We start from the raw sequence: 16,642 nt of genomic DNA, 5'->3' as shown, positions 1-16,642 counted from the left end.
ATTCGAGGTCTCGAGGGGCGCCGAGATCGTTTGCGTCTCGCCGTCACCCTGATTTAAGCGCAAACCTAGGGAAGATCCGTGTCGTGATTTCACGACGGTTTCACGGCGGCCTCGGGTTGCTCCCGATCGAGGTCGTGCCGGAAAGGAGCAGGCCCGCCGCCCCGGAATCCGGGGGGGCGGGCCTGTGTCATGACCGCCGTTCAGCGGCCGGTGCCGTGCTTACTGCAGCGCCGGTCCGGCGGGCATGCGCAGACCGCCGGTCGCGCCGCCGCGCGGCTCCAGGCTGAAGCGCAGATAGACCGAGCCGGTGCTCTGGCTGTACTGCGGCGCATGTTCGAAGCCGATGCGTGCCCCGACATCGAGCTGGCGGGTGATCTGGTACTCCAGGCCGCCGCCGAGGTTCAGCGTCATGCCGCTGTCGCTGCGCGCGGCGTAGCGTGCGGTCGGTGTCTGGCCGGCGGCCACCAGGCTTTCCAGCCAGGACTGCAGGCCGGCCTCGGTCGGGAAGTAGGGGGCGGATTCCTCGCGGTAGGTCTGCAGGCCGGCGGCGCCCTGCACGCCCCAGCTCAGGCGGCCGCTGCGGCCGGTCCAGTTCACCGGCACCGTCAGCGCCAGCAGGTGCTGCGGGCTGAAGTAGCCGCCGTGGCCCAGGGTGTAGCCGCTGAGGTTGCGCCGGTGGTGCTGGTAGCCGAGGTTCAGCCCGAGCTCGAGGCGGTCGTCCGGCGTGCTGCGTGCGCGCCAGTAGCCGCCGCCGCCGGCCTCCAGTCGGTTGTTGGAGGCCACGCCGCGGCCGGTGAGCGCCTGCGCGCCGCCGTAGCCGTACAGGCCGACATCGTCCTGCTCCCACGACAGCTGCGAGCGCAGGCCGGTGGCACGCACGCCGCCCCAGACCCGGCCGGTGCGCGCGTCGGTGCTGCCGGCGAAGGCCAGCAGGCTGTCGTTCAGCGCGCGGCGCGAGCCTTCGATCATCAGCCGCAGGCCGCCGCTGCCGATCGCGTCCTCCCAGCGCACGCCGCCGACCGCACCGCCGACCGCAAAGCCGACCGGCACCGTGCCGATGTCGGCGCTGATGCTGCGGGTTTCCAGACCGACCGCCAGCGCGATGCCGGCGTCGCTCTGGTCGCCGGGCGTGGTGACGCCGGTCGGATCCAGCGCCAGCGTGCCGTGGCGGCGCCGGGTGCCGGTCTCGGCGCCGACCTCGCCGGCGCTCAGGAACACCGGCGTGGCGCGCAGCACCACCTGCCCGAGCTCATCGATCGCGATGCGGCCTTCGGCCGGGGCCTGGAAGGTGTCGAGCCGGCCGAAGCCGCCCTCGCCGCCGCGCGAGCGCAGCGCGCCGCCGCCCTCGATGCGGCTGCCCGGGCCGCGCTCGGCCTGGATCTCGGCCAGCTCGTCGGCCAGCGTGCGGCTGCGGCGCTGCGGCGGCTGGCCGGGCAGGGCGGCCAGCACGCTGGTGCCGGCGGGACGGCTGGCGGCGGCACGGCCGGCGGCCGGCGCGGGCAGCGGCGGCAGCGCGGCGGCCGCAGCGACCGCCACCGGCAGCGCGGTGGTGGCCGGCTCGGTGCGGGGCGCGGGGGCCGGCGACGCTGCTGCAGCTGCGGTGCGGCCACTGCGAGAGGGGTTGCGGGCAGAGGCCGGCGCGCTGGCGGCTGTCGCCACGGGCGTGGCGGCGGTGGCCGTCGTCGTCTCGCGCCAGCGCAGCGTGCGCGCCACCGGCGACTCGGCGGCGCTGCCCGGTGCGGGCAGGCCGGCGGCGGGCGGCGGCAGACGATCCAGATCGCCGGACAGCACCGTGCTGTCGCTGATCGGCGGCAGCGGTGGCAGCGCGGTGGACGCCGTGCCCGGGCGGGCCGCAGCGGCGAGCACCGGCAGCTCGAGATTCGCGGGGGCGGCAGGCGCCGCAGGCGTCGCACGTCGCTGCGCGAACGGGTTGGCCGCCATGCGCGGCTGGCCCCACTGCGCGACCGCCGTCGGCTGCTGCGCGGCCATCGCCAGGCGCAAATACTCGGCCGCCTTGGCGAACTGGCCGCGGGCGCGGTAGTGGCGGGCCTGCTGCGCCAGCACCTCCGGGCGGTCGGGCGCGAGGCGGCGGGCCTGCTCGAGGGCCTGCGCCGCGGTGTCGCGGTCCTTGCGGGCATCGGCGGCGGCGGCCAGACCCAGCCAGGCGTCGACCTCCTCCGGGCGCTCGCGCAGCACCGTCTCATAGAGCGCGATCGCCGCATCGGGCTCGCCGGCGCCCAGATGCATGCGCGCCAGAGCCATCTGCAGCCGCGGCTCGCCCGGGCGTTCCTGCATCAGCGGCGCGATCGCCTCCCAGGCCGAGGCTAGATCGCCGGCCTCGCGCAGCAGGTCGGCCTGGCGCACCGAGTAGCCCAGACGCAGCTCGTCGAGATCGCGGCGCTGCGCCGGGCCGAGCTGCTGCAGCCGCGCCATCGAGATCAGCTGGCCCAGCACCCGCGAGAGCTCGGCATCTTGGCGGGTCTGCAGCAGCAGCGCGGCATGGCGCAGCAGCAGCGCCGGGCCGGCCTGCGGCTGCGCGGCCAGCGTGGCGCGGATCAGCTGCGCGGCACGCGCCTCGTGGCCGAGGTCGAGATAGGCGCCGGCCACCGCGCTGATCAGGTCCGGATCCTGGCCGGCGGCGCCTTCGGCCTCGGCCAGCAGCGCCGCCGCGGCCGAGGGCTGGCCGGTGCGGTACAGCGCCATCGCCTCGGCGGCCTGCGCCTGCACCGCCATGCGGCGATGCAGCTGCGCCATCGCCGCCGAGCGCTGCGCGCGCGGGATCTGCTCGAGCGAGGCCAGCGCGCCGGCGTGATCCTTCAGCTCGGCCTGCAGCAGCGCACGCGCCTGCAGCGCGTCGAGCCGCTCGGCGCCGGCGGCGGGCAGCGCCATCGCGTCGAGCTGCGCGCGGGCCTCGTCCAGCCGGTTCTGGCGCACCAGCAGCTGGCCCAGCGCCAGTCGCGCCCAGGCCGACTGCGGCGCCAGCGCCACCGCCTGCTCCAGCAGCGCCTGCGCGCCGATGCTGTCGCCGCGCTGCTGCGCCTGCTCGGCCTGCAGCCGCAGCTGGTTGGCGCGCAGCGTGCCGGCCCCGCCCAGACGGGCGAGCTGGCTGTCGTCGAGCTCGCGGATCATCGCCTGGGCCTGATCGACCCGGCCGCTGGCGCCCAGCACGCTGATCAGCCCGGCGAGCGCGCGCACCGGGCGCGGCGTGGCCTGCAGCGCGGCGCGGTAGGCGGTCTCGGCCTGCGGCAGACGGCCCTGGGCCGCGAGCAGGTCGCCCAGCAGGATCTGCGCCTCGGGCTCCTTCGGATCGGACTCGACGGCCGCGCGCGCCAGGCGCAGCGCCCGGTCGGTGTCGCCCGCCTGGCGGGCGGCGTTGGCCTCGCCCAGCGCCTGCCAGTGGCGGGCGGTGCGCTCCATTGTCTTCCAGCGGCTGCCGGCCGGCTGCGTGGTCGCCCGGCCCAGCAGCTCGACCGCTTCGTCGAAGCGTTCCTGGCGCAGCCGCGTTAGCCCCAGGCCGCCGAGCGCGTCCACCTCGCGCGGGCGCTGGCGCAGCAGCGCCTCGAACTGGCGGGCGGCGGCGTCGAGCTCGCCGGCATCGAGCGCGGCGTAGGCCGCCTTCATGGCCAGATCGCGCGGCGAGGGCTGGGCCGGCGTCGTCCCGGCGCTGCCGCCACCGCTGCTGCCCTTGCTTTCCCGCTCCTTCAGGGCCGCGGTCAGGCGCGGGTCCGGGCCGACGCTGCTGATGTACTGGCGCACCTGGGCCGGATCGGCCGCACTGCCCGACCACAGCAGCGCCTGCAGCCAGGCGGTGCGCGCGTCCTGGCGCACGCTGTTGGGCACGTCGGTGCGCGCCGCCAGCGCGCTGAGACGGCGGATCGCCTCGTTGCGGGTGGGCGGGCGGTAGCTCAGGTGGCGGGCATAGGCCAGCTGGACCTGGCCCTGGCTGGGCTGCGCCTGGGCCAGCCGCTCCAGGCCGATGCGGGCCTCGTCCCAGCCCTCGTTGGTGCCGCCCAGCGTCTGGTAGTACTCGAGCGCCAGCTCGTCATTGGCAGGGCGGGCGCCGAGCGCCTCGCGGTAGGAGCGCGAGGCCGCATCGGCCTGACCCGCCTGGGCCTGCTGGCGCGCGGTGGCCAGCAGCGCCTGGCTCGTGGTGCGGGTGCGCACCTGGCGGCTCAGCCGCTCCAGCGCCGGGTGGTCAGGTCGCACCTTGCGCAGCCGGTCGACATAGGACTGGGCTTCCTCGAAGCGGCTCTCGTCGATGTTCAGCACCGCCATGCCCTGCAGCGCGTCGGGATGGCGCGGATCGACCGCCAGCAGCTTGCCCCAGAGCTGGCGGGCCATGTCGGGGCGGCGGTTGCGCTCCCAGTGACGGGCCTGCTCGATCAGCGTCTGCGTCGCGGCGGTGGTCGAGGCGCCTTCGGTCGACGGGCTGGCCGCGGCGGCGCTGCCGCTGGCGCTGCCCTGCGCATGCGCGGCGCCGCCGAGCAGCAGCAGGCAGCCCAGCGCGACGAGGTGCACGGGAAAGGCCGCACCGGGGCGCAGGCCGTTCAGGCGGAGGTCGGAAGAGGTCGGCATGTCGGATCCAGAGGAGCGGTCGGATAGCGGACCGGTGCGCGGCGCATCAGCAGGCCGTCGGCACCGCACTGCCAGCGGCCCTGCAGCGCGCCGATGGCGAACAGCATCAGCACCAGGTCGTAGTAGCGCAGCGGCTGGCTCATCGCGGCCTGCAGCCGCGCGAGCCGGCGCGTCAGCGCCGCGCGGTCGCCCAGCGCGGCCAGATAGGGCAGGGCGACCGCATCGAAGCCGGGCGGGCCGGCCTCGATCAGTGTCGCGCGGGTGGTCGAGAGCTTGCCGGGCGGCGGGCCGTCGCCCTGCAGCCAGGGCTGCAGGCCGCCGAGCGCACGCAGCAGCGTGGCGCGCACCGGGTCACCCGGTGGCAGCACCGCGGCCCACAGGTAGCAGCGGATGGCGTCATAGCCGCCGATGTCGCCTTTTTCCGCGTCATGCGTCAGCCAGCGGCCGCCGACGCCGCCAGGCAGCGACATGCGCGAGCGCTCGAGCTGCCAGGTGACCCAGTCCGGCGCCAGGCCGTTGAGGCTGACCGCCTGGATCATCTTCACGCCCTGCTGCGCCAGCTCCGCCCACGGGCCCTGCGGGTCGTGCGTGGCCAGCGCGCGCAGCTGGTGCACCGCGCTGTAGCTCGGGTTGAAGCGCCACTGCTGGCGGTCGGCGGAGACAAAGCCCTGCGGGCCGGGCAGCAGCATCCGGCCCAGGCCGGGCACGTCGACCACTTCCTCGCGCTGCACCCGCCTCAGGATGGCGCGGGCGGTCTCGGCATGGGCGGGCTGCTTCCAGAGCCGTGCGGCTTCGAACAGCGCCTGCGCCAGCCACAGGTCGGCATCCGAGGCGGCGTTGGCGTCGAGCACGCCCCAGCGGCCGTCGCGCAGGCCCCATTGCCAGGCCGGCAGCCGGGCCGAGAAGTCGCCGCCGGCCAGGTTGTGCCGGGTCCAGTCCAGCACCTTGTCGAAGCGGGCCCGGTCATCGGCGACCAGCGCGAAGAACAGGGTGTAGGTCTGGCTCTCCGAGGTGCTGACCCGCTCGGGCGTGTCATGATCGACCACCCGGCCGTCGGGCTGCACGCACTGGGCGACGAAGCGGCGCCAGAGGTGGTCGAAGTCCAGGCAGGTGCCGGATGGCACGGCGGCCTTGACGCCGCCGGCCAGGGCGCCCAGCCCCAGACCCAGGCCGGCACCCAGCAGCTGGCGCCGTTCAGCATCCTGGGGCGCGGTGGCGGCCGGATCAGAGCGGCGAGCCCGCTCGGCGTCGTATCGCATGGCGTTGCAGCAGCACGAAGGTGATCAGGGACAGGGCCAGGACGGCACCGAACAGCACCAGCCACAGCAGCACGGGCCGGTCGGAGAGCTCCCAGCGCAGGCGCGTCAGCCAGGGCAGCTCGCCGGAGCCGTAGGTCGGGTCGGCGCGCCAGGGCCTCACGCCTTCGGGCGTCTCGTCGCGCACGCTCGACAGGTGGCCGTGAATGCGTCGCAGCCGTTCGGCATCGGCCAGCGCATCGGTCAGCAGTTCCAGGTCGGCAGCGGTGGCGCCGATCAGCGCCACTACGCTGCGACCGGCGCGCAGCGGCGACTCGAAGCCGGCGATGACTGCCGGCGCCTCGACCGAGCGGAAGGTCTGCTGCGGCAGCGGCGGGAATTTCGGGCGCTGCCACAGGCCCTGCAGCCAGCGCTGCCAGAACGGCACTTCCGGCGTCTCGGGCAGGTCGCCGCTGCCGGCCACCGGCAGGTCCCGGAAGGGCATCGCGCGCACCCATTCGGTGAACAGCGGCTGGCTGCCGGCGCTGCCGATGACCACCAGCTCGCGCTGCGCGACCCGGTCGATCTCGCGCACCCGCACCACCTCGAGCAGACGCCCTGCCATCCCGCTGCCTTCGCCCAGGCGCGAGGCCACGCCGAGCATCGCGTCGATCTCCTCGCGCATCGGCAGATCCGGCAGCACGATCGCGGTCTCCGACAGGTCGGCCATGCGGGTGAAGGGAAATCCGGCATTGGCGAACGCGGCCAGGTCCGGCATCGGCAGGTAGTGCGGCACGTCCGAGAAGTCGATCGTCGAGCTGCCTTCGATGATGGTCGAGGGCAGGCTCCAGGCCTTGTCGGGGCGACCGCCCTGGCTGTTCTCGGCCTGGGCCTCGCGCAGGCACTGGGCGCGCTCGTCGAAGGGGCCGTGATCGATGCGGATGTTGATGTCGTTGTAGGAGCGGGTGCCCAGGCTCTCGACCGGCAGACGCATGCGGTAGCGGTGCTCGCGCGTGATGTCCTGGTCGTCGATCTGCTGCCACAGCTGCTCGATCCAGCGCCGGGGCTGACTGGCGGCCAGGTTCTCGTCGAGCAGCGGCGTCTCGTTGTTCAGGCGCAGCTCGATGCGGGCCTGCTCCGGCCGGGGGTCGCTGAACGGGCGCGGCGAGTGGGTCAGGCGCATGTCGATCGGCACCATCCGCTCGCGCCAGGCAAACAGGTCGGGCGGCAGACGCATCTGCAGCGACACCGTCATCGAGTTGCGCATCGCGTCCGGCAGCGTGCCTGAGAATCCCAGCTGTTCCTGCCGCAGCAGCTCGTCGAAGCGCACCGGCCGCTGGGTGCCGGTCCAGCGCGGTGCGTCATGGGGCTGGCGCGGCGCGACCTCGGGCAGGGTGTCGATCACCGCCGAGCTGCCCTGCGCCGGTAGCTGGGCACGCACCAGCGCCTCCACCGCCCGGCGCAGCTCGGCGCCATCGCGGCCGAGCAGGTAGAGCACCTTGGCCCCGGGGCGCGAGGGATGGCTGCCCAGCACCACGGTGGCGCCGGTGATCGGCGGCAGGCTGACGCCGGCCGGGCGATCCTGCGCGGTGGCCAGCACGATCGCATGGCCGGCCGGCAGGTCGGCGCGCGAGCGGATGCGCGCGCCGCGGTGCCCGGCCAGCGCGCCGAACCACGAGGCCAGCTGTCCGGCGGCCTGCAGCGTCGAGCCGTCCGGTCGGTCCGAGGTCACCAGCGTCACCTCGGTGCGGCCTGGGTCGCGGCGGTCGAAGAAGGGGGCGGGCAGCACCGACAGGTCATTGGCCAGCGGCAGCGGCTGCATCGCCAGCTGCACGCGCGAATGGCCGTTGACGCGAATCCGTGGGAACTGGGGGCTGTCGCACTGCGGCGGCACGGCGAACTGCACGGTCAGCTCGTTGCTGTCGGTCAGCAGCTTCGGGTCGAGGTCGAGCTGCGTCAGGAACTGTCCGGACGCGTCCAGTCCGGAGGCCTGCGGCACCGCGATCCGGCCGACCGTCTCGCTGTTGAGCTTGACCACCAGCAGGTCGTTGCGTCCGAGCAGATCGGGCGATGGGGCCAGCATCAGCGTCAGCGTCGCGCGGCGCACCAGCTCGTCGGTGCGCAGCTCGAAATGCAGCCGCTGGCGGAACTGGCCGCGACGCACCTCGTGCGGATGGTGCACCTGCCCGATCTGGCCGAACGGCAGCGTCAGCTCGCGGCCCTCGGCGCTGCGGCGCACGGTGGACTTCAGGGCGCCGGCGCTCTCGGGCGGCGGCAGCGTCGACGGGGCGGGGTGCTCCTGCGGGGCGGCGGTCCGGGCGGGCTCGATGCGCTCCGGTGTGCCCCGGGTCTGGCCGGACCAGGCCGGCGCCAGCAGGCACAGCGACGCCGCCGCCAGCGCGGCCTTCAGGTTCAGGGCGTGCCTCATCATGCGGACGCGGACGAGGCCGGCGGTGCGGCGCCGGCATTGCGGCGCAGGAAGACCTGCGCGCAGCCGCGCAGACCGAGCCGGCACACCTCCGCCAGCGCATAGGCCGGCCGGTCGGGATGGTGGCGATCCTGCACGCCCAGCCAGGTGTCGGCGCGCGCGAAGGTGCACTGCACCAGATCCATCTGCTGCAGCAGCGACATGTCCTCGAAGCTGAGGCCGTGCGAGCGGCCGTTGCGGAAGGCGACGCGGGCGTTGAAGCGCGGCGGCTCGTCGCCGCGCTCCATCCACAGCGTCAGCTGGGTGTCGCGCTCGAAGGCCATGCCATCGGGCATGCGCACCTTCATGCCGCCCTCCGAGAAGTCCTCGGTCTCGGCATGGAAGGGTGCGGTGCCCGGGGCCTGCAGCCGCACCGGCAGCCCGAACTGCACCCGGTGCGACTGGCGAACCTGGCGGGTCTCGGACGCGGCGGAGGCGGCCGCACCGAGGATCATCAGGTTGTAGACGGTCCACAGCATGTTCAGCACGACCGTCTCCATCTGGTCGTTCTTGTCGTGCATCAGGTAGTCGGTCCCCGGCACGCTGATGCTGTCCCAGCCGAACTGCAGCGCGGCCAGGCGCAGCAGGCCGACCACCATGCCCGCCATGTTCACGCTCAGCAGCACCACATAGGGCCGCGCGATGCCCCAGTCGAAGTAGTCGCGTTCGATGTAGCCGCCCTTGGCGGTGACGTTGAACTTGCCCGCCTTCGGGTTGATGACCGCGTACAGCGTCGGGCGGAAGATGTACCAGGCCAGCACCGCCTCGTAGACCTCGGCCCAGAAGGAGTGCCGGAACTGGCCCTGCACCCGCGAGTTGACCTGGTTGGCGTGCGACAGGTGAGGCAGCGCCATCGCCGCGATCATCAGCGCGCTTTCCTGGATGACATGCGCGCCGAAGAACAGATAGGCCAGCGGCGCGGTCAGGAAGATCAGCCGCGGAATGCCGTAGAAGAAGTGCAGCATCGCGTTCGAGTAGCACAGCCGCTGCGCCAGCGTCAGCCCCGGGCCCAGCAGCGGGCAGTCGGTGCGGAAGATCTGCGCCATGCCGCGCGCCCAGCGGATGCGCTGGCCCACATGCGCCGACAGGCTCTCTGTGGCCAGACCGGCGGCCTGCGGGATCGCGATGTAGGCGGTGGTATAGCCCCTGCGGTGCATCTTCAGCGCGGTGTGCGCATCTTCGGTGACGGTCTCGACCGCCACGCCGCCCACCTCCAGCAGCGGACCGCGCCGCAGCACCGCGCAGGAGCCGCAGAAGAAGGTCGCGTTCCAGAAGTCGTTGCCGTCCTGGACCAGACCATAGAACAGCTCGCCCTCGTTCGGGATGCGGCCGAAGGTGCCCAGGTTGCGCTCGAAGGGGTCCGGCGAGAAGAAGTGATGCGGCGTCTGCATCATCGCCAGCTTCGGATCGCGGTAGAACCAGCCGATCGTCATCTGCAGGAAGGAGCGCGTCGGGATGTGGTCGCAGTCGAAGATGGCGATGAACTCGCCGTGGGTGTTCTTCAGCGCCTCGTTGATGTTGCCGGCCTTGGCGTGGCGGTTGTGGTTGCGGATCACCCAGTTGACGCCGACCTCCTCGGCGAACTGCTTGAACTCCTCGCGCCGGCCGTCGTCCAGGATGTGGATGTGCAGCTTGTCGATCGGCCAGTCGATGGCCATCGCCGCCAGCACCGTCGGCTTGACCACCTTCAGCGGCTCGTTGTAGGACGGGATGAAGATGTCGACATGCGGCCAGTCCTCGATCGGCAGGTTCAGCGCCACCGGGCGGCGCTGCAGCGGCCAGATCGTCTGGATGAAGCCCAGCACCAGCACCACCCAGGCATAGATCTCGGCCACGATCAGGCCGGTGCCGAAGAAGATGTCGACCGCCTTGTCCATGTGCATGGTCTCGGTCAGCCGCCAGTACAGGTAGCGTGTCGAGACGGTCAGCGACACGAAGGTCATCACCAGCGTGATCAGCCGGCCGGGGTACTTGTTCAGCACCCAGGTGCAGGCGAAGCACAGCACGCCGAAGATGAACTGCTCCTCCAGCTCGAGCGGCACCGACATCACGGTGACCATCAGGAAGAGGCCGCACAGCAGCAGGCCGGCCTGCAGCGCGCGATATTGCCACAGCCGCCAGCCGGTGATCGGCCACAGCGAGTCCAGCAGCGTGCGGGCATGCATCGGCTGCCGGTGATGGGGGCGCGAGCGCTGCGGCTTCAGCCGGGATCTCAGCGAACGAAGGCGCGGCAGTTCGGCCATGGGGTCGGGGGCATCAGCAGGAAACAGGCCGGCCCGTGCTCATCGGGGTAGCGACGAGGCGAGACGGTCGAAGAGTCGGTCGAGCCGCTGTGTCGGCACGGCAGCAGGTTCTCGCGAGGTGCCGGCCGAGCCTTCGCCCAGGGCAGAAAGATCAAGCCCGTCGGCGAGTCGGGCTTCGCCGCTGAGCCGGCGCGCCAGGCTGGAAAGCGATGTCGGCCGGGTCGGCGCGGCCGGAACCTCGACATCCAGTGTCGGGGCTGGTTCCGTGCGGGCGACCGGGGCTTGCAACAGGAGTGCAACAGGTGTTGCTGCGGTGACCTGCAGCGGTGCGAACCGCGCCTCGGTGTCCTCGGGGGTTTCCGCAGGATCGAAGCGTATGTCCGCTGATTCTCCAGGAGAAGATTCTGCCGCCGGGATGGGTTTCACAGTTTCCGTGTCGACCTGCACCGCGGCAGTTTCCGGGATGGGCGGCTCGGCCGGGACTGGCGCCGTGGCGGTGGGCTCCTCCTGAGGCGAGGCCGTCTCGGGCAGATTGGCTGGCACGGTCAGCGCGGCGGGCTGGGTGCGGCCGAACAGGCCGCGACGACCGAGGCCGCCGCGCGCCGCGTTGTACTGACTCACGTCCTGGTAGATCCCGGCCTCCGGACCGATCTGACGCAGGAGGTTGCTGATGTCGTCGCCGATGTTCATCGTTCGGGCTCCCTGTAGGCGGTGTCTGGGCGGTGGTCTGCGGTGAGGGCTGGTGTCAGGAGGTCAGCACGAAGACCAGCGTGGTATCGGGCGAGTTGCTGCTGCCCGGCATCTGCCGCACTCTCAGGCGCTCGCCAGCGCCGGCGGCCTTCAGCCACTGCTCGTAGGCGCCCTCGAGCAGGGCGCCGGACCAGGCGCGCGCCGACACGCCGAAGGCCGCATCCAGCGGCGCGCAGTGGTGGACGATGCGCAGCGCATCACCGGTGTCCTGCAACTCCACCCAGCCCCAGTCCATGTCGGACCAGAGCGTGTTCATCGCCGCTTCCAGGTCAGGCAGCAGCTCCAGTGCCGGCAACGGGCGCTCGCGCGACATCGCGCCGCCGAGCCGGCGCATCAATGCGCGCGCGCCGTCCGGGCCGAGCCGCTCGGCCAGTTCCTGCCCGAGGCAGAGCAGGAAAGGGCGCCACTGGCGGGAACACTGATGCTGCTGGTGATAGTCGTGATCCGAGGTCGGGCGTTTCATTGCCTATAAAAGCCGGGAAAATTTATCAATTCTGCAGAAATAGCGCCTATTACCACTTATTTTGGGGATAGTAGCATGGTGCTTCTTGGGGTATTGCAGGTTTTTTCTCTTCGTTGCGAGTTGTTTGCTTTCTGTTACTGGTGGCGGCAGATTTCTGCCGAACAAGTCATGGACCAGGCTCCTCGCTTTCCTCCTTTGTGGGGATCCTGCAAGTTATGGGCTGGCGCGGCCCGGCGCTACCATCGGGGCCGGACATGCCTGTGGAGTCTGCCGATGAAAGTGCTGCTGATCGATGACCATCCGCTGATCCTGTCGGCGATGCAGAGCGTCATTCTGCAGATCGACCATGGCATCGAGGCGGTCACCGTCGAGTCTGCCGCTGAGTGTCGAACGGTGCTGGCGAAGCGCCGTGACTTCGATCTGATCCTGCTCGACCTGCAGCTCGGTGATGCCGACGGCTTCGAGCTGCTGGCCGAGCTGCGCCGCGAGCATCCCGCGCTGCCGGTGTCGGCCTCTGAGCATCCGGGCGATGCGCTGCGCGCGATCGATGCCGGCGCGATGGGCTTCGTGCCCAAGCGCTCCAGCAACGAGCTGCTGCAGGACGCCGTGCATCTGGTGATGTCGGGGGGCATCTACATGCCCGAGCTCGTGCCGACCGACCGGGCCGAGCCGAGCCCGGTCCCGCCGCTGGCCGCGCCGTCGGGCGTGGCGGCAGCCGCACAGGCCTCGCGCCCCGGTGTGCGTGCCCGGGCCGGCGGATCGCTGGCTGATCTCGGGCTGACGCCGCGCCAGCGCCAGGTGATGCAGCTGTTGCTGCACGGCAAGTCGAACAAGCTGATCGCCCGCGATCTCGGCATTTCCGTCGAGACGGTCAAGGACCATGTGGCCGCGGTGCTGCGCAGTCTCGGGGTGACCTCGCGCACCCAGGCGGTGCTGGCCGTCGGCCTGATGAGCGACCTGTCGGAGGGCTCCCTGTCCTGATGCACGCCTGCTCGCTGATGTCGCGGGTCGGTCGGCTGTGGCTGCCGATGGTGCTGGCCTGGGGGCTGGCAACGGCCTGGCTGCTGCCGCGGGCGGACGACCCGCTGCGGCTGGCGCTGCTGGTGCCGATCGCGCTGCTCTGCCTGGGGTCGCCCGCCGTGTCCCTGGGCCGTGCCTGGCTGCAGGCCGGGCTGGCGGGCCTGCCGGTGCTGGTGGCGGTGCTGATGCCGCCGTTCGACGCGCGGCGGGCCTGGCTGGTGACGGTGCTGCTGCTGGGCTCGACGCTGCTCGGGCTGCATCACCGCCGGCTCTTCCTGACCCAGCAGGTGCTGCGCGACCGCACCGCGCTGCTGATGGCCGAGCTGGCGGCCGAGAAGGAGGCCGCCGAGGAGGCCCGGTCGGTGGCCGAGGCCGCGACCCGGGCGCGCACCAGCTTCTTCACCGCGGCCAGCCATGACCTGCGCCAGCCGCTGCATGCGCTGGTGCTGTTCACCAAGTCGCTGCAGCTGCGCAATCGCGATCCGGGCCTGGACGAGACGCTGGGCCAGCTGGCCGGCGCGATCGAGTCGCTCGATCACCTGTTCGACCGGCTGCTCGACCTGAGCAGCCTGGACGCCGGCGCGGTGAAGGTCGATGCACGGGCCTTTCATCTGCGTGAGGTCTATGCGCGGCTGAAGCCGCATTTCGAGCCGCAGGCCTTCGACAAGGGGCTGTCGCTGTCCTTCCGGGGCGGGCGCCATGCGGCGCTTGCCGACCCGGTGCTGGTCGAGCGCATCCTGCGCAACCTGCTGTCGAACGCGATCCGCTTCACCGAGGACGGCGGGGTGCTGGTGAGCTGTCGCTCGCGTCCCGAGGGGCTGCTGCTGCAGGTCTGGGATTGCGGGCGTGGCATCGACGACGCGCAGCTGCCGCGCATCTTCGACGAGTACTACCAGGTCGGGCCGGGCGAGGGCGATGCGGCGGCCGAGGAGCCGGTGCCGCGTCGCGGCCGCGGGCTGGGGCTGGCGATCGTGCGCCGGCTGGCGCTGCTGATGGCGCTGCCGCTGCGGGTGAACTCGCGGCCTGGCCATGGCACGGTCTTCACGCTGCAGCTGCCGGCGGCCAGCGCCGCCCAGATCGAGGCCGCGAGCCGGATGCCGCCCGCGCCGATGCCCACCCTGCCGACGCTGCAGGGCATTCATGTGGTGTGCATCGGCGAGGCGGCCGCCGCCGAGCAGGGCGCCGCCGGCCTGCTGCGCGGCTGGGGCGCCAGCGTCAGCGCCTTCACGTCGACGACCGGGCTGGCCGCCTGGGCCGCGGTGCAGCCTCGGGTGCCGGCGCTGCTGATCGCTGACGCCCGGCTGCCGAGCGGGGAGGACGGTCTGGCGCCGGTGCGGCTGCTGCGCAGCCGCTTGGGTCAGACGGTGCCGGCGGTGGTGCTGCTGCACCAGCTGCCCTCGGGCGATCCGACCGGCTCGACCTTCACCCCGAACGAGCCCGATGTCCATGCCTTGCCGCATCCGGTGGCGCCGAACCGGCTGCGGGCGATGGTGGGCGCCAAGCTCGGGCCGCGTCCGACGGTCACGCCGGCCGTCGCGGGCGCCGCCGTACAATCCCGCTCCCCGACCTGAAGCTGAAGCGACCGAGAAGGCAAGAGAACCATGTCGATGCACGACCGAGACGGAAAGATCTGGATGGATGGTCAGATGGTGGACTGGCGCGACGCCAAGATCCATGTGCTGACCCACACGCTGCACTACGGCTGCGGCGCCTTCGAGGGCGTGCGCGCCTACGAGACCGTGAACGGCACGGCGATCTTCCGCCTGCGCGAGCACACCGAGCGCCTGTTCAACTCGGCCAAGATCCTGCGCATGAAGATCCCCTTCACGATCGAGCAGGTCGAGGAGGCGCAGAAGGCCGTCGTGCGCGACAACAACCTGGCCAGCGGCTACCTGCGCCCGCTGACCTGGGTCGGCTCCGAGAAGCTGGGCGTCAGCGCCAAGAACAACACCATCCACCTGATGGTCGCGGCCTGGCCCTGGGGCGCCTACCTGGGCGAGGAAGGCCTCAAGCGCGGCATCCGCGTCAAGACCTCCAGCTATACCCGCCACCACGTCAACATCACGATGACGCAGGCCAAGGCGGTGAGCAACTACACCAACTCGATCCTGGCCAACGCCGAGGCCACCGACGACGGCTACGACGAGGCGCTGCTGCTCGACGCCAGCGGCTTCGTGTCCGAGGGCGCCGGCGAGAACATCTTCATCGTGAAGAACGGCGTGATCTACACGCCCGACCTGTCGGCGGGCGCGCTCAACGGCATCACCCGCAACACCATCTTCCACATCGCCCAGGACCTGGGCCTGGAGGTGGTGCAGAAGCGCATCACCCGCGACGAGGTCTACATCGCCGACGAGGCCTTCTTCACCGGCACCGCCGCCGAAGTCACGCCCATCCGCGAGCTCGACCGCATCGAGATCGGCATCGGCAGCCGTGGCCCCGTCACCGAGAAGATCCAGTCGGCCTTCTTCGACATCGTCGGCGGCCGCAATCCGAAGTACGCGCACTGGCTGACGCCTGTGAACGGCTGATTCCCTGATTTCTGATCCATCAAGGCATCGAAGGAGCGATCGAGATGAGCGACAAGAAAGACGTCGTCGAGGTGCTGGCCTCGGACCTGCAGGGCCCGGGCGTGGTCTTCTGCCCGAACCCGAAGATGACGCTGTGGAACCAGCATCCCAAGGTCTACATCGACCTGTCGCACGGCGGCGAAGGCAAGTGCCCGTACTGCGGCACCGTCTATCGCCTGAAGGCCGGCGAGAAGATGCCGTCCCACCACTGAGCCGGCTGCCGCCTCGATGACGCGCTCGCTGCTCGTCGCGCCGCAGTGGATCGGCGACGCGGTAATGAGCCAGCCGCTGCTGGCGGCACTGGCCGCACGCGGCGAGACGCTGACGGTGGCGGCGCTGCCCTGGGTCGCGCCGGTCTACCGCGCGATGCCGGAGGTCGCTGCGGTGGTCGATCTGCCGTTTGCGCACGGCCGCCTCGACCTGAAGGCGCGCTGGCGGCTCGGCCGCGGCTGGGCCGGGCAGTTCGAGCGCGCCTATGTGCTGCCGAACTCGATCAAGGCGGCGCTGCTGCCCTGGTTTGCGGGCATCCCTGAGCGCGTCGGCTACCAGGGCGAGGGCCGGCTGCTGCTGCTGAACCGCCGTCGCCCGAATCCGGCCGAGGCCCGCCCGCCGATGGTCGCCTTCTACCGGGCGCTGGCCGAGGCGCCGGACGCGCCGGCGCTGCCGCCCGACGCGGTGCCCGATCCAGTGCTGCATCTGCCGCCTGAGCGGGTGCGCAAGGTGCTGACCGGCCTGGGCCTGACGCGTCGGGGCTACTGGGCGATGGCGCCGGGGGCCGAATACGGTCCGGCCAAGTGCTGGCCGGCCTCGCACTACGCCACGCTGGCGCGCACGCTGCACCGGCAGTCCGGCCAGCCGGTCGTGCTGCTGGGCTCGGGCAAGGAGGCGGCGATGGCGCAGGGCATCGCCGACGAGGCCGGTGCCGGCGTGCAGGTGCTGGCGGGCCGGACCACGCTTGACGAGGCGATGGCGCTGGTGGCCGGCGCGCGTGGCCTGGTCAGCAACGATTCCGGTCTGATGCATGTGGGCGCGGCCTTCGGCCTGCCGCAGGTGGCCGTCTTCGGCTCGACCAGCCCGGAGCACACCCCGCCGCTGAACGCGCGCGCCGAGGTGATCTGGCTGCGCGACGAGCTGGGCCTGGACTGCGCGCCGTGCTTCCAGCGCGTCTGCCCGCTCGGTCACACCCGCTGCCTGGCCGAGGTCGCGCCGCCGCGGGTCGAGACCGCGCTGCTGCAGCGCGTCGCGGCCGCCGAGCGCGAGCTCGATCATCCTGTCGCCGGACTGCGGGTGGTGCGCTGAAGAGTCGCCGAAGCGGCGCT

General features: G+C 71.9%; 11 protein-coding genes. 5 read left to right on the top strand and 6 right to left on the bottom strand.

The annotated features are described in order from the left end of the window. Positions 1-219: 219 nt before the first annotated feature. From BW996_RS07100 to bcsD, 6 genes are all read right to left on the bottom strand, one after another. On the bottom strand, positions 220-4,575 hold the full coding sequence (locus BW996_RS07100) for a cellulose biosynthesis protein BcsC (protein ID WP_037478166.1): 4,356 nt from the start codon (positions 4,573-4,575) through the stop codon (positions 220-222). Then, a complete protein-coding gene (gene bcsZ / locus BW996_RS07095; protein ID WP_051631522.1) occupies positions 4,548-5,834 on the bottom strand; it encodes a cellulose synthase complex periplasmic endoglucanase BcsZ in 1,287 nt (428 codons plus the stop codon). The genes BW996_RS07100 and bcsZ overlap by 28 nt, the downstream gene beginning before the upstream one ends. Continuing rightward, entirely contained in the window at positions 5,800-8,238 is a 2,439-nt protein-coding gene (locus BW996_RS07090; RefSeq protein ID WP_037478164.1) for a cellulose biosynthesis cyclic di-GMP-binding regulatory protein BcsB, read from the bottom strand. Before BW996_RS07090 ends, bcsZ begins: the two co-directional genes overlap by 35 nt. Beyond that, on the bottom strand, positions 8,238-10,442 hold the full coding sequence (gene bcsA, locus BW996_RS07085) for a UDP-forming cellulose synthase catalytic subunit (RefSeq protein WP_081837935.1): 2,205 nt from the start codon (positions 10,440-10,442) through the stop codon (positions 8,238-8,240). Before bcsA ends, BW996_RS07090 begins: the two co-directional genes overlap by 1 nt. 117 nt (positions 10,443-10,559) lie before the next feature. Next, on the bottom strand, positions 10,560-11,210 hold the full coding sequence (locus tag BW996_RS21240; RefSeq protein WP_139330783.1) for a hypothetical protein: 651 nt from the start codon (positions 11,208-11,210) through the stop codon (positions 10,560-10,562). 55 nt (positions 11,211-11,265) lie between these two features. Next, positions 11,266-11,733: a cellulose biosynthesis protein BcsD gene (bcsD, locus tag BW996_RS07080; RefSeq protein WP_037478162.1), complete on the bottom strand. Its 468-nt coding sequence runs from the start codon at positions 11,731-11,733 to the stop codon at positions 11,266-11,268. 273 nt (positions 11,734-12,006) lie between these two features. On the opposite strand from bcsD, the gene BW996_RS07075 reads away from it, so the two are divergent. Genes BW996_RS07075 through waaF form a run of 5 tightly spaced genes read left to right on the top strand, consistent with a single transcriptional unit; the run spans position 12,007 to position 16,622 of the window. Further along, positions 12,007-12,714: a response regulator gene (locus BW996_RS07075; protein WP_076458798.1), complete on the top strand. Its 708-nt coding sequence runs from the start codon at positions 12,007-12,009 to the stop codon at positions 12,712-12,714. After that, a complete protein-coding gene (locus BW996_RS07070; RefSeq protein WP_051632330.1) occupies positions 12,714-14,324 on the top strand; it encodes an ATP-binding protein in 1,611 nt (536 codons plus the stop codon). The genes BW996_RS07075 and BW996_RS07070 overlap by 1 nt, the downstream gene beginning before the upstream one ends. Before the next feature lie 30 nt (positions 14,325-14,354). Then, a complete protein-coding gene (locus BW996_RS07065) occupies positions 14,355-15,284 on the top strand; it encodes a branched-chain amino acid transaminase (RefSeq protein WP_037486114.1) in 930 nt (309 codons plus the stop codon). Between the two features lie 44 nt (positions 15,285-15,328). Then, a complete protein-coding gene (locus BW996_RS07060; protein ID WP_037486115.1) occupies positions 15,329-15,535 on the top strand; it encodes a zinc-finger domain-containing protein in 207 nt (68 codons plus the stop codon). 16 nt (positions 15,536-15,551) lie between these two features. Continuing rightward, entirely contained in the window at positions 15,552-16,622 is a 1,071-nt protein-coding gene (gene waaF, locus BW996_RS07055) for a lipopolysaccharide heptosyltransferase II (protein ID WP_051632331.1), read from the top strand. The last annotated feature ends 20 nt before the right edge of the window (positions 16,623-16,642 follow it).

Origin of the sequence: Sphaerotilus natans (assembly GCF_900156335.1) — a bacterium.
GTDB classification, from domain to species: Bacteria; Pseudomonadota; Gammaproteobacteria; order Burkholderiales; family Burkholderiaceae_C; genus Sphaerotilus; species Sphaerotilus natans.
The sequence above is the reverse complement of the archived record's forward strand: the minus strand, read 5'-3'. Positions and strand labels throughout refer to the sequence as shown.